Below are 20,699 nucleotides of genomic sequence, written 5' to 3' on the forward strand. Positions count from 1 at the left end.
GTGTGCGGTATTCACCGCGACTTGCGGCCGACTTGCGGCGGGCGGCCGGATTGCCCGGCGGCGGTACGGAATCCGGCGCGCCGACCGAGCGGGAGTACGGGTCCGGGCCCGCCGCGAGGTGCGCGGCGGGCCCGGAGCGGTGGGTCAAACCGCCACGTGCACCTGGTGTTCGGGTCCTTCCAGGAGGTTCTCCGGCTTGTCCCGGATCATGAAGGCGATGATCGGGATGCAGGCCAGGAAGAAGCCCGCGCCGATGTAGAAGGCCACGTCGTAGCTGTGGATGGCGGCCCGGGCGACCACATTGTCGATGGTCGGGTGGTTGCGGGCGTAGCGTTCGGCCGCCTGCACCGAGAGAGTGGTCAGCAGTGCCGTGCCGATGGATCCGCCCACCTGCTGGGCCGCGTTGAGCAGGGCGCTGGCGACGCCGGAATCCTTCTCCTCCACCTGATGCAGTGCGGTAGCCTGCATGGCCACGAACAACCCGCCCATGCCGAGGGCGATGAGGATCATGGCGGGCAGCAGGCTGGCCGCGTAACCGTCCCCGAATTCGAGCTGCGCCAGGTAGATCAGGCCCGCGGTGCCGAGCACCGCACCGGCGAGCATGATCGGGCGCGGGCCGATGCGCGGCAGCAGGGTGCTGGCGATACCGGCCGACACCACGATGCCCGCGGGGAACGGCAGGAACGCCACGCCCGCCTTCAACGCCGAGTACCCGAGCGTCATCTGCAGGTAGAAGCTGAGATTCAGGAACATGGCGAACATGGCGATGGGCACCAGCAGCGCCACCAGGAACGAACCGCCGCGATTGATCTCACCCGGAATGCGCAGCGGCAGTAGCGGATCGGCGGTGCGCGCCTCGATCACCACGAACGCCACCAGCAGCGCGGAGCCGGCGATGAGCAGGGCCAGGGTGCTGGCCGCGCCCCAGCCGTCCGAGGCGGCGCGGCTGAAGCCGTAGACGATCGAGATGAGGCCGAGCGTGCCGGTGACCGCGCCGGGCAGGTCGTAGCCGCCGGTGCGCGGCGCGGGCACGTCCTTGATCACGAAGGCGAAGGCCCCGGCCAGGGCGAGCAGCGCGATGGGCGCGTTGACCAGCAGGCTCCAGCGCCAGTTGGCGTATTCGGTGAGCGCCCCGCCCGCGATCAGGCCGATGGCCGCGCCACCCGCCGACACACCCGCGAAAACGCCGAAGGCCCGGGCGCGTTCCTTGGCTTCGGTGAAGGTGATGGACACCAGCGACAGTGCGGCGGGCGCGAGCAGTGCGCCGAACGCGCCCTGTAGACCGCGGCCCGCGAACAATTGCCCGGCGTTCTGCGCCAGCCCGGCCAGCGCCGACGCCCCGGCGAAACCGATCAGGCCGATCATCAGGATGCGGCGGCGGCCGAGGTAGTCGGCGAGCCGGCCGCCGAGCAGCAGCAGACCGCCGAAAATGAGCGTGTAGGCGGTGAGCACCCACTGTTTGTCGCCGTCGCTGATGTGCAGGTCCTGCTGCGCGAACGGCAGTGCGATGGTGACGATGGTGGCGTCCAGCACCACCATGAGCTGCGCCATGGCGATCACCGCCAAGGCCCACCAGCGTCTGGAATCTGTTGTCCCGCCGACGTTTTCGCCGGTCTCGAGTGTTGCCGTCCCAGCGGACATGAGCCTCTCCTCAGGGTTTCGAACAGCTGCGACCATCGTGGCACCAGCCGACATTTGTCGTCAAGAGAAAAATGTCTGAGTGCGACACTTGTCGGAAGAAGACACCATCGCCCGGGATCGGTCTAAAATGGGCCCATGTTCGACTCGTCAACGCTGACCGCGCGCCCGGGCCTGCGCGAACGCAAGAAGCAGCAGACCCGAACCCGGATCATCGACGTGGCGCTGAACCTGTGCGACACACAGGGTTTCGACGCCACCACCGTCGAGCAGATCGCCGCCGAAGCCGACGTCTCGCCCCGCACCGTGAACCGGTACTTCGCGAGCAAGGAAGACATCGTCATCGCCCCGATCGAGGACTGGGGCCAGGCACTCGCGGAACAATTGCGCGCCCAGCCGGTCACCGGCAACGAGCTGCAAGCCCTGCTCGACGCCTTCCTGCTGGTGGTCGAGCAGATCCTGGGCGGCGACAATCCGGTGCCGTTCCGCTGGTTCCAGCAAATGCAGCGCGTCACCCGCGACAATGTGGCCGTGCGCGCCCAGAGCCTGGAAGCCGCCGACACCAAGACCCGGGCCATGGCCGAGGTGCTCGCCGAACGGCTGCGGACCACCCCCGACGCCGCACCGGTGCGAATGATCGCGGCGACCTGGCACAGCATCGTGCGCGTGGGCATGGAGTGCGAATTCGACGCCGATTCCGAGTTCCCGGACTGCACCACGGCCGGTTCCGCCCGTCAGCTGGCCGATAATGTGCAAGCCGCCTACGACGAATTCGTCCGGGTCTGCGCGACTCCGACTGTGGCCAGCCCCACTTCGGAGACCGCCGCCGCATCCCGTTAGAATCTCGCAACAGGTCAAGAGCATCAGCGCCAAGCCCCGGCTCGCTGATCGGCAACCCTCCAGCTGCGGTGGGGTGCTCCGGGTGAAGACCGGGCGCTCGACGGCCGAGCGCAAGCGCACTGTAGGAGGTCTACCGAAATGTGTTGTTGTCGAAGCCTATTCGCCTCCCGATAACGTCAGAATTCCGCCATTCGGCGACCTTGTTTTTTTGGAGCAGCACATGAGTGACTCGACCGCGCCCATCGACCCTGCCGCCTGGTCCTTCGAGACCAAGCAGATCCACGCCGGTCAGGCCCCCGATCCGGCCACCGGCGCGCGCGCCCTGCCCATCTACCAGACCACTTCGTACGCTTTCCGCGACACCGACCACGCCGCCGCGCTCTTCGGTCTCGCCGAGCCGGGCAATATCTACACCCGCATCATGAATCCCACCCAGGACGCGGTGGAACAGCGCATCGCGGCCCTCGAAGGCGGCGTAGCGGCGCTATTGCTGGCCTCCGGGCAGGCGGCGGAGACCTACGCGATCCTGAACCTGGCCCAGGCCGGCGATCACATCGTCGCCAGCCCGCACCTGTACGGCGGCACCTACAACCTGCTGCACTACTCGCTGCCCAAGCTCGGCATCGAGGTCAGCTTCGTCGAGGACCCCGACGATCTGGCCCAGTGGCAGGCGGCGATCCGGCCGAACACCAAGGCTTTCTACGGTGAGACGGTCGCCAACCCGTCCAGCTCCATCCTGGATATCCCGGGCATCGCGGGCGTCGCGCACGCCGCGGGCCTGCCGCTCATCGTGGACAACACCGTCGCCACCCCGTACCTGATCCAGCCGCTCGCCCAAGGCGCGGACATCGTCGTGCACTCGGCCACCAAGTACCTGGGCGGCCACGGCGCGGCGGTCGCGGGCGTGATCGTGGACGGCGGCAACTTCGACTGGACGGTCAAGGACGCCGACGGCGTGTCGCGGTACCCCGGCTTCACCGTCGCCGATCCGAGCTATCACGGCGTGGTGTTCGCCGATCTCGGCGCGCCCGCCTTCGCGCTCAAGGCCCGCGTGCAACTGCTGCGCGATCTCGGCGCGGCCGTGTCGCCGTTCAACGCCTTCCTGATCGCCCAGGGCATCGAGACCTTGAGCCTGCGTGTCGAGCGGCATGTCGCCAATGCCCGAGCGGTGGCGGAGTTTCTGACCCAGCAGGCCGGCGTCGAGAAGGTCTACTACGCGGGCCTGCCCAGCTCCCCGTGGTTCGAGCGCGGCAAACAACTGGCACCCAAGGGTGTCGGCGCCATCGTGTCGTTCGAACTGGCCGGCGGCGTGGACGCGGGCAAGAAGTTCGTGGACGCGCTGGTGCTGCACAGCCATGTCGCTAACATCGGTGATGTGCGTTCGCTCGTCATCCACCCGGCCTCCACCACCCATTCCCAGCTGACCCCCGAAGAGCAGCTCGCTTCCGGCGTCACCCCTGGTCTGGTGCGGTTGGCCGTGGGTATCGAGGGCATCGACGACATCCTGGCGGATCTGCGCGCCGGTCTGACGGCGGCAGCGTCTTGACCGTGAGCATCGAATCCAGCACCTCCCGTCCGGCGGCCGAGCTCCTGCTCCCGCCGCCGGACGGGACGCTCGGCAGCATTCACATCGGGGAGGTGGCGCTGGAGAACGGCGCCGTCATTCCCGAGGTGAGCCTGGCCGTGCAGCGGTGGGGCGAACTGTCGGCGAACGCGGACAATGTGGTGCTGGTCGAGCATGCGCTGACCGGCGACTCGCATGTGGTGGGCGGCGTGGACGTGCATCACGCCCAGCCCGGCTGGTGGGACGGCATCGTCGGACCGGGTGCGGCCATCGACACCCGGGAATGGTGTGTCATCGCCACCAATGTGCTGGGCGGCTGCAAGGGCAGCACCGGGCCGGCCTCGCTGGCCGCGGACGGCAAGCCCTGGGGCGCACGGTTTCCCGAGATCTCCATCCGGGACCAGGTGACCGCCGAGGTCCAGCTTTTCGACCTGCTCGGCATCGATCACCTGGCCGCCGTCGTCGGCGGGTCCATGGGCGGGATGCGGGTACTGGAGTGGATGGTCGGCCATCCCGACCGGGTCGGTTCCGCGCTGGTGCTCGCCGTCGGGGCGCGCGCCACCGCCGATCAGATCGGCACCCAGACCACCCAGATCGCCGCCATCCAGGCCGATCCGGACTGGCAGGGCGGGAACTATCACGGCACCGGGCGCACGCCCATGACCGGGATGGGGATCGCGCGGCGCATCGCGCACCTGACCTACCGCACCGAGTTCGAGCTGGACCATCGCTTCGAGAATCACGCTCAGGGGGACGAGAACCCTTGGGAGGGTGGGCGTTACGCGGTGCAGAGCTACCTGGAGTACCAGGCCGACAAGCTCAAGTCGCGTTTCGATCCGGCCACCTACGTGCTGCTCACCGAGGCCATGAACCGGCACGACGTGGGCCGCGGGCGCGGTGGCGTCGAGGCGGCGCTGGCGGCCACGCCGGTGCCGTGCGTGATCGGCGGCGTGGATTCGGACCGGTTGTATCCGCTGCGGACCCAGCAGGAGCTGGCCGATCTGCTGCCCGGTTGCAAGGGGCTGGAGATCGTCCGCTCGCGCGACGGGCACGACGGGTTCCTGACCGAGACCGAAGCGATCGGCAAGCTGATGACCGAGACCATGGATCTGGCGCGCGCGGCCCGGGCCGAGCGCGCCTGATCGCACCCTTTGAGCGGATTGACCGGCGCGTCCCAGGTGTCGTGCCTGTTTCATCCGAATTGTCCTGAGCCGCTGCCGGTTTCACCCAGATGACGCCTCCGTAACCAGCGGCCCGGAATTTGCGCGTACCGCGCCGCGCCGCCGTAATGTGTCAGACATGCCAGCAGCATTCGATGACATGGATCTCCGCGACCTCGTCGACCTGCTCTCCGACGACGAGCAACGTGAACTACGCCCGGCGATATTGCGGGTGCTGAACCGCCTACCCGCGCAGGAAGTGCTTCGCCGCGAGTTAGGACGCCGGATGGCGCGAGTCTGACGCACCCGATATCCGAGATCCGCTAGCCCCCCGAATCCGATAACCCCCGTGGTGGGTCGCCCGGTGCGCCGCCCACCACCACGTCCCGCCGTGCGCTAGGTGACGCCGAGGCTGCTGATCGTCGCGGCCAGCGCGATGATGGCACTGCCCAGCACGGTCAGCCAGATCACATCGAACGGCTTGCTGCGCACCGCCAGCAGCCCCACCCGCTCGGTCGGCAACACCATCCGCAGCGCCGCCGCCAGCAGGGTCGCGCCGCCGAAGAAGAACGTCCCGCGCCGCCAGCGATCCCAGGCCAGGAACACCACGGCCACCACCATCACCGCTGCGATCAACAGCATCGGCAGATTGTCGCGCACGAACTCACCGAATCGGCTGCTCCGGCTCGCGGGGGCGGCATGGGCTGGGCTCACGGGGCGAGTCTAGCCATCACCCGGCCACCGCACCGCCCGCCCCGGCCTTCTGAGATGCTGTAGCCCGTGTTCCATCTGGTGTTCTTCGAGCCGCGCATCCCACCGAATACCGGCAATGCCATTCGCCTGGCCGCCGGTACCGGTTGTCAGCTGCACCTGATCGAACCGCTCGGTTTCGACCTGTCCGAGCCGAAGCTTCGCCGCGCCGGGCTGGACTATCACGATCTGGCGGTGGTCACCGTGCACGAGAACCTGGCCGCCGCATGGGATTCCATCAAGCCGGAGCGGGTGTTCGCCTTCGCCGCGAGCGCCACCACCCGCAGCACCGACGTGGCATATCGCGAGAACGATGTGCTGTTGTTCGGACCCGAACCGACCGGCCTCCCCGAAGAGGTGCTTACCGACCCTCGCGTCACCGACCGCGTGCGCATCCCCATGCTCCCCGGCCGCCGCTCCATGAACCTGTCCAATGCCGCCGCCGTCGCCGTCTACGAAGCCTGGCGGCAGCAGGGGTTCCCGGGCGCGGTGTAGCCACTCAGTCGGCGATCTCGAAGCGTTTGAAGCGGGAAGTGGCTCCGGCGGTGAGGATTACGGTGGATTTGGGGACGCCGAGGTGGGCGGCCAGCAGGTCGATGGCGGCCTTGTTGGCCTTGCCTTCGGTGGCGGGGGCGCGGACGTAGAGCTGCAGGGTGCCGTCCTCGAGGGTTTCGACGAGGGGGCCCTTCTTGCTGTTGGGTTTGATGGTGGCCCGGATGACGGTGGGCACGGGGCTCCCTTCTGCGGTGGACGAGTCATTGTCGCGCGGGGTCAGCGGAAGTCGCGGGAGCGGGCCTCGATGCGCAGATCCATGCGCTGCAGGTGGTCGGCGACGATGGTGACCGCGCCTTCGGCTTTCTGCACGCGGCCGCGGACCAGCAGGGCGGGGGCGGATTGGGCGAGGCGGCGGTAGCGGGCCCAGAGTCCCACGGAGCACACCACATTGACCATGCCGGTCTCGTCCTCCAGGTTGAGGAAGGTGACGCCGCCGGCGGTGGCGGGACGCTGACGATGGGTGACCGCGCCGCCGACCAGCACGCGGGTGCCGTCGCGAATGTCGAGCAGGTGGGCGGCGGGGACCACGCCGAGGGCGGTCAGGCGGTCGCGGAGGAATTCGGTGGGATAGCTGCCCGGGGAGACGCCGGTGGCCCAGACGTCGGCGGCGGCCAGTTCCAGATCGCTCATGCCGGGCAGGGCGGGGGCGTCGGTGACCGCGCCGGTGCCGGGGAGCCGGTCGGGACGTTCGCCCGCGGCCGCGCCGGCCGCCCAGAGGGCTTGGCGGCGGGTGATGCCGAGGCTGCCGAGCGCGCCCGCGGTGGCCAGCGATTCCGCCTGCGGGACGGTCAATTCCACGCGGCCGGTGAGATCGGTGAACGAGGTGTAGGGGCCGTGCAGTTCGCGGGCGTCGACGATGCGGTCGGCCAGTTCGGTGCCGATCTGCCGGACCGCGGCCAAGCCGAGGCGGATCTGCAGGCCGCGCGCTTCCAAGGTCGCCTCGGCCAGACTGTGATTGATGTCCGGGCCGTGCACCACCACCCCGTGCCGGCGAGCATCGGCGACCAGCGATTGCGGGGAGTAGAAACCCATCGGCTGGGCGCGCAGCAGGCCCGCGCAGAACGCCGCCGGATGATGCAGCTTGAACCACGACGAGTAGAACACCAGCGAGGCGAAACTCTGCGAATGGCTTTCCGGGAAGCCGAAATTCGCGAAGGCGTACACCTTCTCGTAGATGCGGTCGGCGATCTCGCCGGTAATGCCGTGCAGGTCGCGCATGCCCCGGTAGAAGCGTTCCCGCAGGCGCTCCATCTTCTCCGGTGAACGCTTGGAGCCCATGGCCCGGCGCAGCTGATCGGCTTCGGCGGCGGTGAAGCCGGCGATATCCACCGCCATCTGCATGAGCTGTTCCTGGAACAGCGGGATGCCGAGGGTGCGTGCCAGTGAATTCTCCAGGGCCGGATGGTCGTACACCACCTTCTCCTGCCCGTTGCGGCGGCGGATATAGGGGTGCACGGAACCGCCTTGAATCGGTCCGGGGCGGATCAGCGCCACCTCCACCACCAGGTCGTAGAAGTTGCGGGGCCGCAGGCGCGGCAGCGTCGCCATCTGGGCGCGGGATTCGACCTGGAAGACGCCCACCGAGTCGGCGCGGCACAGCATGTCGTACACGGCCTGTTCGGTGAGGTCGAGCTGGAACAGTTCGACGGTCTCGCCCTTGTGCTCCTGCACCAGGTCGATCATGTAGTGCAGGGCCGACAGCATGCCGAGGCCGAGCAGGTCGAATTTCACCAAACCCGCTGCGGCGCAATCATCCTTGTCCCATTGCAGGACGCTGCGCCCGGCCATGCGCGCCCATTCGGTCGGGCAGACATCGGCGATGGGCCGGTCGCAGATCACCATGCCGCCGGAGTGAATCCCCAAATGCCTCGGCAGGCCCTCCAATTCACCGGCCAGCGCCAGCACGTCACCGGGGATGCCGGTGTTCTCCTCCTTCGCGACGCCGCTCCACCGGCTCACCTGTTTGCTCCAGGCATCCTGCTGACCGGGCGAAAACCCCAGCGCGCGAGCGGCATCGCGGACCGAGGAGCGGCCGCGATAGGTGATCACATTGGCCACCTGCGCCGCGTACTCGCGCCCGTATTTGGCGTAGACGTGCTGGATCGCCTCCTCGCGCCGATCCGATTCGATATCCACATCGATATCGGGCGGCCCGTCCCGCTCCGGCGCCAGGAAGCGCTCGAACAGCAGTTTGTTGGCGACCGGGTCCACATTGGTGATGCCGATGGCGTAGCAGACCGCGGAATTGGCCGCCGAACCCCGGCCCTGGCAGAGGATGTCGTTGTCCCGGCAGAAGCTGACGATATCGTGCACCACCAGGAAGTAGCCGGGAAAACCCAGTCCGGCAATCACTTTCAGCTCGTGTTCCAGCTGCTGATACGCCTGCGGATTACCGGCGGGCGGGCCGTAGCGCCGGGCCGCGCCGGTCATGGTCAGCTCCCGCAGCCAGGAGTTCTCGTCGTGCCCTTCCGGCACGTCGAAGGGCGGCAGTTTCGGCGCGATCAGGCGCAGGTCGAACGCGCATTCCCGGCCCAGCGCAACGGCATTCGCCACCGCCTGCGGGCTGGCCGCGAACAGCCGCGCCATCTCCGCCCCGGACCGCAGGTGCGCGCCGCCGGTGGGCGCCAGCCAGCCCGCCATCTCGTCCAGGCTCTGCCGGGCGCGAATCGCCGCCAGCGCCATGGCCCGGCGGCGTTGCGGGGGCGCGGCGAAATGCGCGCCGGTGGTGGCGAGCACCGGCAGCCCGACCCGGTCGGCGACCGCGATCAGCCGGGCATTGCGCTCGTCGTCCTCCGGGATCCCGTGATGGGTGAGCTCCACGCTCACCCGCTCCCGCCCGAAACGCTCCACCAGCTCCAGCAATTCGGCCTCGGCGGCGGCTTCGCTCTGCTGCAGCGCCTGCCGCACGGTGCCTTTGCGGCAGCCGGTGAGAATCTGCCAGTGCCCGCCCGCCGCCTCGGTCAATCGATCCAGGTCGTAGCGCAGGATGCCCTTCTCCCCCGCCGCCATGTGCGCGGCGGCCATCTCCCGGGACAGCCGCCGATAGCCTTCCTGCCCGCGCGCCAGCACCAGCAGGTGCGGACCGGCCGGGTCGGGTGCGCCGGTGCGCGGGGCGGAATCGGTCCAGGCGGAGCCGCCCGGTTCGAGCAGGGCGGGCTGGGCGTTCCCCCGATCGGCGCCGGAGTTGCGTTGACCGGCTTCGGAATCCGCCTCGGGCAGATCGCGCCGGCCGCCGCGCGGCTGGGTGACGGCCGCACGCCGGCCGCGACCGCGGGGCGCCAAGTGCGCGCCCGGGCGGGCGGCGGTGCCGAGGGACAGTTCCGCGCCGAAGATGGTCGGCATACCCCATTCGCGGGCAGCTTCGGCGAAGCGGACGACGCCGTAGAAGCCGTCGTGATCGGTGAGGGCGAGAGCCTCCAGACCCAGGCGCACCGCTTCCTCCACGAGTTCCTCGGGCTGGCTCGCGCCGTCGAGGAAGCTGTAGGCGGAGTGGGTGTGCAGTTCGGCGTAGGGCACGACGGGTTGCGCGGGCCCGTGCAGTTCGCCCGCCTGATACTTCTCCCGCTTGCGCGACCACGCCGGGCTGTCGCCGCCGTCGCCGTCGATCTCGCGCCGGGCGGGGTCGGGCCGTCCGGACAGGACGCGCTCCATTTCCGCCCAGGACGGCGGGCCGTTGTGCCAGCCCATGACGCACCTCCTCACCCACGACAGCCGACCGATCAGTATCGAACATACATTCGAGACCGAGAGGTCTCTACAGCGAGGTGGGCCGGACTGCTCGGCGTGTCGCGGGAATTCATGCGTGCGCCGCCGTCGAGGTGACACCCGGCACAAAGCCGGATCTGGCCGGTGAACTTACTTTGGAGTAAGTTCTAGGCAACTCATCCTTCAAGGGAGCAGCGATGACAGATACGCCCGCCGCCAATGGCTCCGGTTACCTGGCCCGCCGGCGCGCCCGCCGCGACCTGACCGGCAAGCACGTGCTCATTACCGGAGCTTCCTCCGGCATCGGCAAGACCGCGGCGTACGCGGTGGCCGAGAAAGGCGCGACGGTCATCCTGCTGGCCCGGCGCGGCGACGAACTGGCCGCCGTGGTCGACAAGATCAACGCCAATGGCGGCAAAGCACACGGCTATCAATGCGATGTCACCGACGCCGAATCCGTGGACCGCGCCATCACCCTCATCCTCGACGAGCACGGTCACGTCGACATGCTCGTCAACAATGCGGGCCGCTCCATCCGCCGCGCCGTGCACCGCTCCACCGATCGCATGCACGACTTCGAAAGGACCATGGCCGTCAACTATTTCGGCGCGGTCCGCATGACCCTCGCCCTGCTGCCGCAGATGCGGGAGCGCAAAGACGGTCACATCGTGAACATTTCGAGCGCCGGCGTCCAGGTCGCCACCCCGCGCTTCGCCGCCTACCTCGCCTCCAAGGCGGCACTCGACAAGTTCGCCGAGGTCACCGCGGCCGAAATGCTCGCCGACAACGTCACTTTCACCACCATCCACATGCCGTTGGTGCGCACCCCGATGATCACGCCCAGCGGTGACCAAGGCGCGCCCACGCAGTCGGCGGAATGGGCGGCGGCGCTGATCGTGCGCGCGCTCACCGAACGCCCCCGCCGCATCGACGTCCCGCTCGGCACCCTCGCCGAGTACGGCAACTTGGTCGCGCCGGCCATCAAGGAGCGGGTGCTGCACCGGTACTACCGCGCGAACCCCGATTCGGCCGCCGCCAAGGGTGAAGCGGTCGAGCCGACCACGCCCGTGGAAGCCGTTGCACCGAAACGCCGCCGGCGTCAGGTGCCGCCGGCCGTCCGTGTCACCGGTACGGCGTTGCGCCGCGCGGCGCGATTGGTGCCGGGAACCCACTGGTAGCCCGCTGATTGGAGTTTCGCTCCACTTTCGGCCGGATGCTGTCGGGTTCCCGACGGAGGGGCGGTGAAAGTGGAGCAAAACTCTGATCCACCCATGGACACCGAATTGACCGATAGGTAAATTACCCACAACTCAATTCGATGGCAGGAGGCCGCAGTGGCGACTCGATCTTGGTGGGGCTGGGGCACCGACGCGGGCGCGATCACCGGGAATGAGCGGGCACGGCTGCTCTCGCGCGTGAAAACGCTACTGCCGCAGGCCGAACTGGCGGACCATCAGCCGCCGGAACTCGCCGACCTGGCCTTGCCCGCTCCGCGTATCGCCCCGCCCGCGACATTGGCGGCATTGTGCTCGACCGAACTCACCGATCGCGCGGCGCATGCGCACGGCAAGGCATTCCGTGATGTAGTGCGCAATCTACTCGGGCAGCTCGACGCCGTCCCCGACCTGGTGGCACGCCCGGAATCGGAGCAAGACGTCGTCGATCTGCTCGACTGGTGCGCCACCGCGGGCTTCGCCGTAATTCCTTACGGCGGCGGCAGTTCCGTCGTCGGCGGCGTCGAGCCGCGGCAATTGCACGACGCCTACCCAGGTGTGGTGACGCTCGACCTCGGGCGGCTGGATCGAGTACTCGAAGTCGATCGCACCAGCCGCGCCGCGCGCATTCAAGCGGGCGTGCTCGGCCCGGCGCTGGAAGACCAATTGCGCCCCGCCGGACTGACTTTGCGCCACTTCCCGCAGTCCTTCGAGTTCTCCTCACTCGGCGGCTGGCTGGCCACGCGGGCGGGCGGGCATTACGCCACCGTGCTCACCCACATCGACGATCTGACCGAATCATTGCGGGTGGTAACGCCTTCCGGGGTGAGCGAATCGCGACGGCTGCCCGCTTCCGGGGCCGGACCGTCGCCGGACCGGCTGTTCCTCGGCTCGGAAGGGACGCTCGGGATCATCACCGAGGCGTGGATGCGATTGCAGGACCGGCCGCGCTGGAAGGCCGGGGCGTCGGTGCTCTTCGACGATTACGCGCGCGCCGTGGACGCCACCCGGGCGATCGCGCAGTCCGGGCTGCGGCCCGCCAATTGCCGATTGCTGGATCCGGTCGAGGCGTTCATCAATGCCGGGGCCGACGCGGCGGGCGGCGTGCTGGTGCTGGGCTTCGAATCGGCTGCGGTGCCGGTGGATTCATCGCTCGAAGCGGCGCTGGAGCTGTGCCGGGAATTCGGCGGCAAAGCGCAGCTGTCCGCCGATACGGTCACCGAGGGTGAGCAGGCCGCCGACACCTGGCGGTCGTCGTTCCTGCGGATGCCGTATCAACGTGACGCCCTCGCCGCGCACGGCATGATCGTGGAAACCTTCGAAACCGCCTGCACCTGGGATCGATTCCCGGCGCTGCGCGAAGGCGTGCTGCAATCCGCCTACGCCGCAATGGCATCGGCGGGCGTGCAAGGCGTGGTGACCTGCCGGTTCACCCACGTCTATCCGGACGGTCCCGCGCCCTACTTCGGCATCTACGCGAGCGGCCGCTGGGGCGCCACCGTCCAGCAGTGGGACGAGATCAAGCAGGCGGTGTCGGAGGCGCTGCTCGCAGGCGGCGGCACCATCACCCACCATCACGCGGTGGGGCGCGATCATCGGCCCTGGTACGACCGGCAGCGGCCGGACGTGTTCGCGGCCGCGCTGGACGCGGTCAAGACCCGTCTGGACCCGGCCGGGATCCTCAACCCCGGCGTGCTCATCGACCGCCGATAGGGTTGACGCATGCCGGCCGCCACCGCCGCGGGAGCCAAAGGGACCGCGGGAACCAAGGGAGTCGCCCGCCCCGAACGGGAGGCGCAGATCCTCGATATCGCCACCGATCTGTTCGGGCGGCACGGGTACGCGGGGGTCTCCGTCGCCACGGTGGCGGCCGCCGCCGGCATCTCCAAACCGCTCATCCACACCTACTTCGCCAGTAAATCCGGACTCTTCATCGCCTGTGTGGAACGGGTCGGCAACGAACTCGCCGCCGCCATCGAAGCGGTCCTCGCGGGCAGCGACGCCGACCTGAGCATGGCGACCGCCACCCTGCGCGCCATTTTCACCACGCTCGAAAAGCGCCCGCACGGCTGGAATGTCGTCTTCGATCGCACCGTGCCGGAAGACAGCGAAGCGGCGGCGGCCGCCCGAGCCGTCATCGACCGCATACAGGGCCAGGGCGCCCGCGGCGTCTCCACCGTCCTCACCGCCGCGGGATTGCGCGACCCGCTGGACGCTTCGGCTCTCACCCGCGTCTGGATCAGTTCGGTTACCGCCCTGGTGAACTGGTGGCTGGAACATCCCGACCAGACCGCCGAGCAAATGACCCAGCGCAGCGCCCGCCTCGTCGCCGCGATCAGCGCGCCTGGCTGACAACGCCGTGCGCATCAGGAAGATGCCGAAGCACTCCTGAACGCTAGGGCCCGGGAGGCTGCCGCTTCCCTGCCCGCAGTTCCCCGCACACGACTCCCGACCGCGGCTTCTCAGCTGCCGCTCCCCACTGGATCAGGCCTGAACGCTAGGGCCCGGGGTGGCTGCCGCTTCCCTGCCCGCAGCTTCCTGCGCGTGACTTCTGACCGCGGCTTTGCCTGCCACCGCTCCCCCACGGGATCAGGACAGTGGACGGACCGTGTCGGCGACTATCGCGGTGGCGGGTTTGGGGGATGCGCCGCAACTGGCTTGGCGGGGAGCGTGCGCTTCGGTGCGGGCGGTGACCAGCCAGCGGCGGCCGTCACGGTGGGTGACCACGGCCGCCCCGGCGAAGTTGGCGGGATCGTGGTCCGGGACGGTGCCGGCCGCGGCGGCGGTGACCTGCAGGGCGTCGATGCGGGTGGTGTCCGCCGTAGGTGCGGTGGCATCGCCGGTGCCCGGCGCACCCGCTGCCGGCGAATCGGGCTCGCCCGCACTCGGATTCCTGGCGGTCGCCGAGCCGTAGTCATCGGATTCCGGGGTGTGGCTGGTGTAGTCGTCGTCGGCGAGCCGTTGGCGGACAGCGATTTCGGCGACCTGTTCGACGGGGGTGTGGTGGCTGCGGCCGCGGAAACCGGTGAGTTCGAGTTCGCCGCGGCGGGCGGATCGAACGACTCGGGTGGCCGAATCACCGTTCAATCGGCCGTAAGTCAGTCCGGTGGGCAGCACCACCAACGCGGGGGCGAAGCGGTGGCCGCCGGTGTGTGAGCACTCCCAGACCTGGTCGGGGAATTCCTCGGCCAGCCGGGCGGCGATGGGGCGGCCGAGCAGCGCGCAGCATTGGTCGCGTTTGCCGTGCGCGCAGACGAGGACGAGCGGATCTTTCACTGCCACACCGAGTCCCGGCGCGGGGCCGTTGATCAGGTGCAGGTCGATGTCGAGGAGTTCCTTCAGATCGGTGATGGCGATCCGCTCGCACCACGACCCCTCCGGCCGCGAACTGGCCAGCAATACCGTTCGGATGCCGGTGAATTCATTGCGCCCCGGCCGCCGGATGAGCGTGGGCCGCACCTTCGCGGCCTTGGTGCGCGCGGCCAGTTCGGCGGTGATCTCGGGCCCGAGCACTTCGTCGCCGATCACATCGCGCCCCCACGCACCGGGCTGTTCCACGCACAGCCATCCGGTGACCTGGGTCGCGCTGCCGGGTAGTGGAATGTCCTGCGCCGCCGCCGAACACGGCAGCCCCTCGAACTCCGTCACAGCGGCTTCCCGTCGATCAGATTCCGGATCATCCGCTCCAGCCGCCGCGCCCGCGTCTCCGGCCGGGCCGCACTGCTCAGCTCATAGCCGACGGTGTAGCGCGACAGCGGCGGCAAGGTCTCGAAGAAGGCCGCGGCCTCGGGATGTTTGGCCAGCTCGTCCAGGAAGTCCTGCGGCACATCGCGTTCCTCGGCATTGCTCCACCGCCCGTCCGCCTTGGCCTGATCGATCTCGGCCTGCCCGGCGGGATGCATGAGCCCCTGCGCGATGAGCTCCTCGGCGACCGCGGTGTTCCGGGTCGTCCACGGGCTGTTGCGCCGCCGCGGCGTGAACCCCTGCAGGGTGAATTCGTCATCGGCGCGGCGGGCTTGCCCGTCGATCCAGCCGAAGCACAGCGCCTGCCGCACCGCCCCGTCGTACCCCAGTGATTCGACGCCGGGATCCTTGGCGAACTTCACCCAGATGCCGTCCACGGCGGCGTGGTTGGCGGCCAGCCAATCCCGGAACGATCGTTCATCCGGGAAGAACAGGACCGGGCGCTCGAGTGCGGACACAGCATCACTGTAGAAGGGCGCAAATCGCCTGCGTGCGGCGGTCGTGGCATTTCACCGCGCGGCCGGTCCGCGCCGGAAAAGCGCGACCCGGCGGACCGCTGCGCCGGGCAGGTCAGTGGCCCAGGAAAGGCAGCACCGCGGCCTCGAATTCGGGGTAGCGATCACGGTGAATGCTGTGGCCGCAGGTGAAGGCCCGGACCGTGCAATCGGGCAGAGCGGCGCACAGCAGCTCCAGTTTCACCGGATCCACCATGCCGCCCGGCCCGCCCCGCAGGAACAGCGTCGGCGCGCTGATCTCGGCCAGCCCCTCCCACCATTCCGGATACGGTTTGCGGAACTGCTCGAGCGCGGTCCCGGTCATGGTGCGATCGAAGGCCAGCACGGCGCGCGGATGCCGCAGCAGGCTGGTGGTGGCGTGCCACAGTTCCGGCACCGACGGCAGCCGGCGGGTGAAGGTGACCTGTTCGTCCCCGGACCGCAGCGGCAGCGGCTGCTCCTCGATCACCAAGCGGCGCACCAGCTCCGGCCGTTGCATGGCCACCCAGGACACCGCGTAACCGCCGAGCGAATGCCCGACCAGATCCACCCGGCCGAGTTCGAGGCGCTCGCACAGGCGCAGCACATCGGAGCCGAACTCCGGGAAGAGATACGAATCGGCGTGCCCGCTGCGGCCGTGCCCGCGCAGATCCGGAATGATCACCCGCCGCCCCCGGCGCACCAGCCGCGCCGCGAACCGGTCCCAGGTGTGCCCGTCCCCGCCCATCCCGTGCACCAGCACCACCGGCGGTCCGGAGTGCCCGGTCCCCGCCCCCGAATCCCGGTAGGCGATCCGCGCGTCCCCGAACGCGACTTTGCTGACCGTCGACTCCACGAAGAACCAGCGTACGGACCGCCCCGCCGGCCCGCCGCAGGATGTGCGCACCGCCATAAACCCGCGACCTGCGCGAAACAAATCGGACCCGCGAAATTCCCGGCCATGCTCGGCATGCACTCGGACGCCGGGGGCGAAGGGCGGTGCGCTCGGAGTGCTTCGGGACGGCGGGTCCGCGTGGCAGTGCACTCGGAGCGCCTTCCGGACGACGGGTCCGCGTGACAGTGCACTCGGAGCGCCTTCCGGACGACGGCCTACTCGTAGAGACCTTCCACATGCCAGGTGTGTTGATAGCCGAGCAGCAACAGGACCCGGCGGCGGTGGTGTTCGTCGGCCTCGTCCAGTTGTACCTGGGCGCGGGCGGCGTAGCCGTGTGGGAGGTGCGGGCTCCACCAGCGGTCGTCCAGCGGCCACGGGCCCGCCCAGGCGGTCAGGTGCCAGGAGCTGCTGCCCCAGTGCAGCCGGGCCGGGTCAGCGGTGAACAGGCCGCGGTCGCTCACCCACACCGGGGAGCCGTCGGCGGCTTCGAGCCGGACCTCCGGGCGATTCGCCAGGATCATGGCCGGTGCGGGTTCGGGGAGGCGGCCGGGCCACGGCTGGGCGGGATCGGCGGCGGGCACCGGTTCGTCGCCCAGATTCACCATGGTGATGCGCTCGCCCGGCCCGCGGCCGCCGCTGAGCACGCCCATGCGCACGGCGTCGCCGCCCAGCAGGCCCTGCACCCGGATCAAAGCCCGGCGCGCCCGCTCCTCGTCCTCGCCGACCCCGCCCCACAACCCGAGCTGCAGCGCGCCCGCCGACACCACTTCGATCGGCTCCAGCCGCAGCAGCGTGATCGCGCCGCGCTCGTCCCATTCTTCGTGCGCCGCATCGAAATCCGCATTCGCTCGCGACTCCGCGCCGCGCCCGAAGACACTGCCCGCGCCGGGGCGCACGCCGATGGACTCGGCGCGGGAACCGCCGGGCGTCGTATCGGGAGCAGCGCCGGAGGTCGAATCGCGCGCTGCGGCGGGGGGCGGGGTGCGCCCGGTGGAACGTCGGGCGCGGCTGTCACGCAGGGCGCGGCGGGTGAGCCAGCCGTCGAGCTGCCAGCGGATGCGGTCGGCGGTGCTGTCCGGGGTGAGGGGTTCGGCGCAGCGCCAGATGCGGGAAAGCTGTTCTCCCGTCTCGGTTTCGGCGTAGATGGCCAGGCGGGTGCAGGCCACCGAGGCGGCGGAGAGGCGCTCGTGCAATCGGGTGGCGAGGCGGCGGCCGGCGAAGGCGGCCATGTCCACGCGTTCGATCGCCGGATCGCAGCGGTCCTGCACCGTCAGATCCGGTGACGGCGGGCGGGCCGAGGGCGGGCGTTCGGGTTCGGCGCGGGCACACCGGTGCGCGGCAATGGCATCCGCCCCGAATCGCGAGGACACCTCGGCGGGGGTGAGCCGCGCGAAGTCCCCGATCCGCCGCAGCCCCAGCCGCCACAGCAGATCCACCAGCTCCTGCCGCTCGGGCCCGGCCAGCGAAGACTCCCCCGCCAGCTCCGAAACCGGCAGCGGAGCAAGGAATTCCGCACCCGCACCGGCGGGCACGATCCTCGCGTGCCGGGCCGCGAACACCGCCGTCGACAGCTCATCGGCGATCCCGATCTGGCATTCCACCCCCACCGCCGCCACCGCGTCCACCAGCCGTTCGGCCGCCGCCTCCTCCGACCCGAAGAACCGCGCCGCGCCCCGCGCCGTCAAAGCCAGCACCCCCGGCCGCAATACCTCCACCCCCGGCACCGTGGCGTCCACCGCCGCCACCACCGGCTCGAACAATCGCGCGTCCCGATCCGGATCCGCCTGCGCCACCAGCAGATCCGGCACCCGCCCCTGCGCCTCCCGCCGCCGCAACCCCCGCGTGATTCCCTCGGCCCGCGCCACCGCCGAACAAGCCACCACCCGATTGGCCGAGAACACCGCCACCGCCCGCGTCACCGGCACCCCCGCCTCGGCCCCCGCCGCCACCGCGGGCCAATCCGGGCACCACACCACCAGCACCCGCGACCGCGCCTTCACACCTGCTCCATCCCCACGGCGCCACCGCCTGTCCGAACCGAAACCCGCTGCCCTACAACCCGATACCGCCCATCCGAACGCCTCCGGAACGGTCAGGAGACCGCATGACGGTTCAAGGTGAGGGACTGCGGGCCGGAATTCGTGGCCACCCATTCGACGCGGCCGTTGCCCGGGGCGAGGTTCAGTTCGCCGCGGCGGGGCTGGGTGGTGCGGCCGCGGATGGCGACGTCGAGGCGGACGGTGCGCAGGCGGCCGCAGCCGCGACCGAGGCCGGTGTAACCGGCGACGCGGGTATCGATGCGCAGCGAGGGTCCGGCCCAGGCGCCGCCGGTGACGACGAGGGTGGAGTTCTTGCCGCGGGCGCGGGCGGCGAGCACGCGGGTGCGGGCGGCGGGGACGGAACGCCCGTTCAGGTCGAGGACGACCAGGTCCAGGCCATCCAGCAAAACCGAGGCTACTTCCAAGGGGTCGGAGCCGGGGTCGGAGATGACGGCCAGACGGTCCAGGCGGGCACCCATTTCGACGGCGGCCAGCAAGCCCAGGCGCGGCAGACCGACCACCGCGGCATGCCCGCCGGCGCCGGTCACGGCGGCCAGCAAACCGGCGAGCAGGGAATTGGTGCCCGCGTACTCCACGACCGAGCCCTTCGCCAAACCACCGTCCGGCAACAGACTTTCGAGCGCGGCCGGAACCGGCAACGACTCCCGCCGCAACTCTTCCGCCGCCGGTACGCGGGCTGCCCGCTCCGCACCGCGCGCCGGTACGGCGGCCATGCGGCGGCGCAGCTCCGCCAGCTGTTCCTGCCTCGCCTCGCCTGCCGAACCCATCTATCGACCACCTCTCCCGATGAACGGACCCCATTTGGACGGAGAATCAGCACCGCTCCAGCTACTTGAATACTAGAACATACGTTCGACTCCTTGCCACAGTAGAACTCGAGCCCGGGCGCGCGTCAAGGGGCAGTGGCGCAAACGACGAGTTTCGAACCAGGCCAGTCAGGATGGTTTTCCGCTACCCTGCACCCTTGTGACCGAACGCGCCCGTCCCATCGTCGGCCCCGATTACCTGGTCGCCGGCCGCTATCGCCTCCAGTCGAAGCTCGGCGGCGGCGGTATGGGCGCCGTCTGGCTCGCCACCGACCGCCTGCTGCATCGCGATGTGGCCATCAAACAGGTGCTCACCACCGCCGGACTGAGCGAGGAAGAAGCTCACGAGGTCCGCAGCCGCATCATGCACGAGGGGCGGGTGGCGGCCAAGCTGTCGCACGAGCACGCCATCGCCGTGTACGACGTGGTGCTGGAGGCCGGTGAACCCTGGCTGGTGATGGAGTACCTGCCCTCGCGCAGTGTGGCCAAGGCGCTCTCACTGGCCGACGCCCTCTCCCCCATCGAGGTGGCGCAGATCGGCGCGCAGGTCGCCGACGCGCTGGCCGCCGCGCACGCCGCCGGCATCGTGCATCGCGATATCAAGCCCGGCAATATCCTGGTCGCCGATCGCGGTGACGAGGTGGGCATGGTGAAGCTCAGCGACTTCGGCATCTCCAGCGGGGCCAACGACACCTCCGAGGAGATCGGCGACGTCATCACCGGCACGCCCGCCTATCTGCCGCCGGAGGTGGCGCGCGGGGCCCGGCCGACCACCGCCAGCGACGTATTCTCGCTCGGCGCAACGCTGTACACCGCCATCGAGGGGCAGCCGCCGTTCGGTTTCGACGAGGACAGCAATGTGATCGTCGAGCGCGCCGCCATGGCGCAGATCATTCCGCCGCAGCGCAGCGGGCCGCTCACCGAAGTCCTGCTGCACATGATGGAGCCCGCGCCGCAGCGCCGACCCACCATGACCGAGGCGCGCAATGAAATCCTCACCGCCGCCTTCGGTCCCGGGACCGCGCCCTACATTCTCGGCGCGCCGGTGCGCACCGAGGACGGCACCATTCCGGCCTGGGCGGCGCGCAATTCCGCGGCCGGTCTGCGCAGTCCCAACTCCAGCCCGCTGCCGCGCCCGCAGCGCACACCGACCGCGGCTCCGGCTGCCCCGCAACGCAAATCGGGCGGGTTCGACCTGTCCAAGCTGGGGCCGAACGCGGGCCCGCTGGCGGTGGCGGTCGGCCTGCTCATCGGCCTGCTGATCATTATCGTGATCTTGGTTGCGCTGTAGAGCT

General features: G+C 69.7%; 18 protein-coding genes and 1 riboswitch. Of the genes, 9 read left to right on the top strand and 9 right to left on the bottom strand.

Translation table 11 applies throughout. The annotated features are described in order from the left end of the window. Positions 1–144: 144 nt before the first annotated feature. On the bottom strand, positions 145–1,641 hold the full coding sequence (locus LTV02_RS26270) for an MFS transporter (protein WP_233034517.1): 1,497 nt from the start codon (positions 1,639–1,641) through the stop codon (positions 145–147). Positions 1,642–1,776: 135 nt separating this feature from the next. On the opposite strand from LTV02_RS26270, the gene LTV02_RS26275 reads away from it, so the two are divergent. The 4 genes from LTV02_RS26275 to LTV02_RS26290 all read left to right on the top strand — a co-directional run bounded on the left by LTV02_RS26275 (position 1,777) and on the right by LTV02_RS26290 (position 5,503). Beyond that, on the top strand, positions 1,777–2,478 hold the full coding sequence (locus LTV02_RS26275; protein ID WP_233034518.1) for a TetR/AcrR family transcriptional regulator: 702 nt from the start codon (positions 1,777–1,779) through the stop codon (positions 2,476–2,478). Positions 2,479–2,490: 12 nt separating this feature from the next. After that, a riboswitch (SAM riboswitch) is annotated at positions 2,491–2,601 on the top strand. 97 nt (positions 2,602–2,698) lie between these two features. Next, positions 2,699–4,024: a bifunctional o-acetylhomoserine/o-acetylserine sulfhydrylase gene (locus LTV02_RS26280; RefSeq protein ID WP_233034519.1), complete on the top strand. Its 1,326-nt coding sequence runs from the start codon at positions 2,699–2,701 to the stop codon at positions 4,022–4,024. Beyond that, positions 4,021–5,184: a homoserine O-acetyltransferase MetX gene (gene metX / locus LTV02_RS26285; protein ID WP_084535656.1), complete on the top strand. Its 1,164-nt coding sequence runs from the start codon at positions 4,021–4,023 to the stop codon at positions 5,182–5,184. The genes LTV02_RS26280 and metX overlap by 4 nt, the downstream gene beginning before the upstream one ends. 157 nt (positions 5,185–5,341) lie before the next feature. Then, entirely contained in the window at positions 5,342–5,503 is a 162-nt protein-coding gene (locus tag LTV02_RS26290; RefSeq protein ID WP_233034520.1) for a hypothetical protein, read from the top strand. A gap of 95 nt (positions 5,504–5,598) precedes the next feature. Here LTV02_RS26290 and LTV02_RS26295 read toward each other — a convergent pair whose 3' ends face one another. After that, complete coding sequence (locus LTV02_RS26295) at positions 5,599–5,844, bottom strand: DUF3017 domain-containing protein (RefSeq protein WP_067720699.1); 246 nt, start codon at positions 5,842–5,844, stop codon at positions 5,599–5,601. 138 nt (positions 5,845–5,982) lie between these two features. Between LTV02_RS26295 and LTV02_RS26300 the strand changes: the two genes are divergently transcribed. Next, positions 5,983–6,447 (top strand): tRNA (cytidine(34)-2'-O)-methyltransferase, encoded by a 465-nt coding sequence (locus tag LTV02_RS26300; protein ID WP_233034521.1) that lies wholly within the window; start codon positions 5,983–5,985, stop codon positions 6,445–6,447. A gap of 4 nt (positions 6,448–6,451) precedes the next feature. Here LTV02_RS26300 and LTV02_RS26305 read toward each other — a convergent pair whose 3' ends face one another. Both LTV02_RS26305 and LTV02_RS26310 read right to left on the bottom strand, forming a co-directional pair. Next, positions 6,452–6,682 carry a DUF167 domain-containing protein gene (locus tag LTV02_RS26305; protein WP_233034523.1) on the bottom strand — a complete coding sequence of 77 codons (231 nt, stop codon included), beginning with the start codon at positions 6,680–6,682 and terminating at the stop codon, positions 6,452–6,454. Between the two features lie 41 nt (positions 6,683–6,723). Next, a complete protein-coding gene (locus tag LTV02_RS26310) occupies positions 6,724–10,194 on the bottom strand; it encodes an error-prone DNA polymerase (protein WP_233034524.1) in 3,471 nt (1,156 codons plus the stop codon). Positions 10,195–10,409: 215 nt separating this feature from the next. Here LTV02_RS26310 and LTV02_RS26315 point away from each other — a divergent pair, with 215 nt between their 5' ends. The 3 genes from LTV02_RS26315 (at position 10,410) to LTV02_RS26325 (ending at position 13,778) form a co-directional block, all read left to right on the top strand. Continuing rightward, the gene (locus tag LTV02_RS26315) at positions 10,410–11,390 is read left to right on the top strand and encodes an SDR family NAD(P)-dependent oxidoreductase (protein ID WP_233034525.1); all 981 of its coding nucleotides are present in this window, start codon (positions 10,410–10,412) and stop codon (positions 11,388–11,390) included. A 156-nt stretch (positions 11,391–11,546) separates the two neighbouring features. Then, positions 11,547–13,139 (top strand): FAD-binding oxidoreductase, encoded by a 1,593-nt coding sequence (locus LTV02_RS26320; RefSeq protein ID WP_233034526.1) that lies wholly within the window; start codon positions 11,547–11,549, stop codon positions 13,137–13,139. 9 nt (positions 13,140–13,148) lie between these two features. After that, complete coding sequence (locus LTV02_RS26325) at positions 13,149–13,778, top strand: TetR/AcrR family transcriptional regulator (protein ID WP_233034527.1); 630 nt, start codon at positions 13,149–13,151, stop codon at positions 13,776–13,778. 237 nt (positions 13,779–14,015) lie between these two features. Here the strand turns inward: LTV02_RS26325 and LTV02_RS26330 are convergent, their stop codons facing one another. From LTV02_RS26330 to LTV02_RS26350, 5 genes are all read right to left on the bottom strand, one after another. Further along, positions 14,016–15,056 (bottom strand): sucrase ferredoxin, encoded by a 1,041-nt coding sequence (locus LTV02_RS26330; RefSeq protein ID WP_408639423.1) that lies wholly within the window; start codon positions 15,054–15,056, stop codon positions 14,016–14,018. Between the two features lie 14 nt (positions 15,057–15,070). Further along, a complete protein-coding gene (locus LTV02_RS26335) occupies positions 15,071–15,628 on the bottom strand; it encodes a YdeI/OmpD-associated family protein (protein WP_233034529.1) in 558 nt (185 codons plus the stop codon). 112 nt (positions 15,629–15,740) lie between these two features. Then, positions 15,741–16,499 carry an alpha/beta fold hydrolase gene (locus tag LTV02_RS26340; protein WP_233034531.1) on the bottom strand — a complete coding sequence of 253 codons (759 nt, stop codon included), beginning with the start codon at positions 16,497–16,499 and terminating at the stop codon, positions 15,741–15,743. A gap of 254 nt (positions 16,500–16,753) precedes the next feature. Continuing rightward, on the bottom strand, positions 16,754–18,538 hold the full coding sequence (locus LTV02_RS26345; RefSeq protein WP_233034533.1) for a DNA polymerase Y family protein: 1,785 nt from the start codon (positions 18,536–18,538) through the stop codon (positions 16,754–16,756). A 92-nt stretch (positions 18,539–18,630) separates the two neighbouring features. Beyond that, entirely contained in the window at positions 18,631–19,365 is a 735-nt protein-coding gene (locus tag LTV02_RS26350; RefSeq protein WP_067711633.1) for a hypothetical protein, read from the bottom strand. 199 nt (positions 19,366–19,564) lie between these two features. On the opposite strand from LTV02_RS26350, the gene LTV02_RS26355 reads away from it, so the two are divergent. Next, positions 19,565–20,695, top strand: a complete 1,131-nt coding sequence (locus tag LTV02_RS26355; RefSeq protein ID WP_233034535.1) for a serine/threonine-protein kinase — start codon at positions 19,565–19,567, stop codon at positions 20,693–20,695. Positions 20,696–20,699 lie beyond the last annotated feature (4 nt).

The organism is Nocardia yamanashiensis (genome assembly GCF_021183565.1).
GTDB lineage: Bacteria > Actinomycetota > Actinomycetes > Mycobacteriales > Mycobacteriaceae > Nocardia > Nocardia yamanashiensis.

Coding starts and splice junctions, on each gene's coding strand:
- LTV02_RS26270 (WP_233034517.1), bottom strand. CDS start 1,641: ATGTCCGCTGGGACGGCAACACTCGAGACCGGCGAAAACGTCGGCGGG.
- LTV02_RS26275 (WP_233034518.1), top strand. CDS start 1,777: ATGTTCGACTCGTCAACGCTGACCGCGCGCCCGGGCCTGCGCGAACGC.
- LTV02_RS26280 (WP_233034519.1), top strand. CDS start 2,699: ATGAGTGACTCGACCGCGCCCATCGACCCTGCCGCCTGGTCCTTCGAG.
- LTV02_RS26290 (WP_233034520.1), top strand. CDS start 5,342: ATGCCAGCAGCATTCGATGACATGGATCTCCGCGACCTCGTCGACCTG.
- LTV02_RS26295 (WP_067720699.1), bottom strand. CDS start 5,844: ATGCTGTTGATCGCAGCGGTGATGGTGGTGGCCGTGGTGTTCCTGGCC.
- LTV02_RS26310 (WP_233034524.1), bottom strand. CDS start 10,194: ATGGGCTGGCACAACGGCCCGCCGTCCTGGGCGGAAATGGAGCGCGTC.
- LTV02_RS26315 (WP_233034525.1), top strand. CDS start 10,410: ATGACAGATACGCCCGCCGCCAATGGCTCCGGTTACCTGGCCCGCCGG.
- LTV02_RS26325 (WP_233034527.1), top strand. CDS start 13,149: ATGCCGGCCGCCACCGCCGCGGGAGCCAAAGGGACCGCGGGAACCAAG.
- LTV02_RS26350 (WP_067711633.1), bottom strand. CDS start 19,365: ATGGGTTCGGCAGGCGAGGCGAGGCAGGAACAGCTGGCGGAGCTGCGC.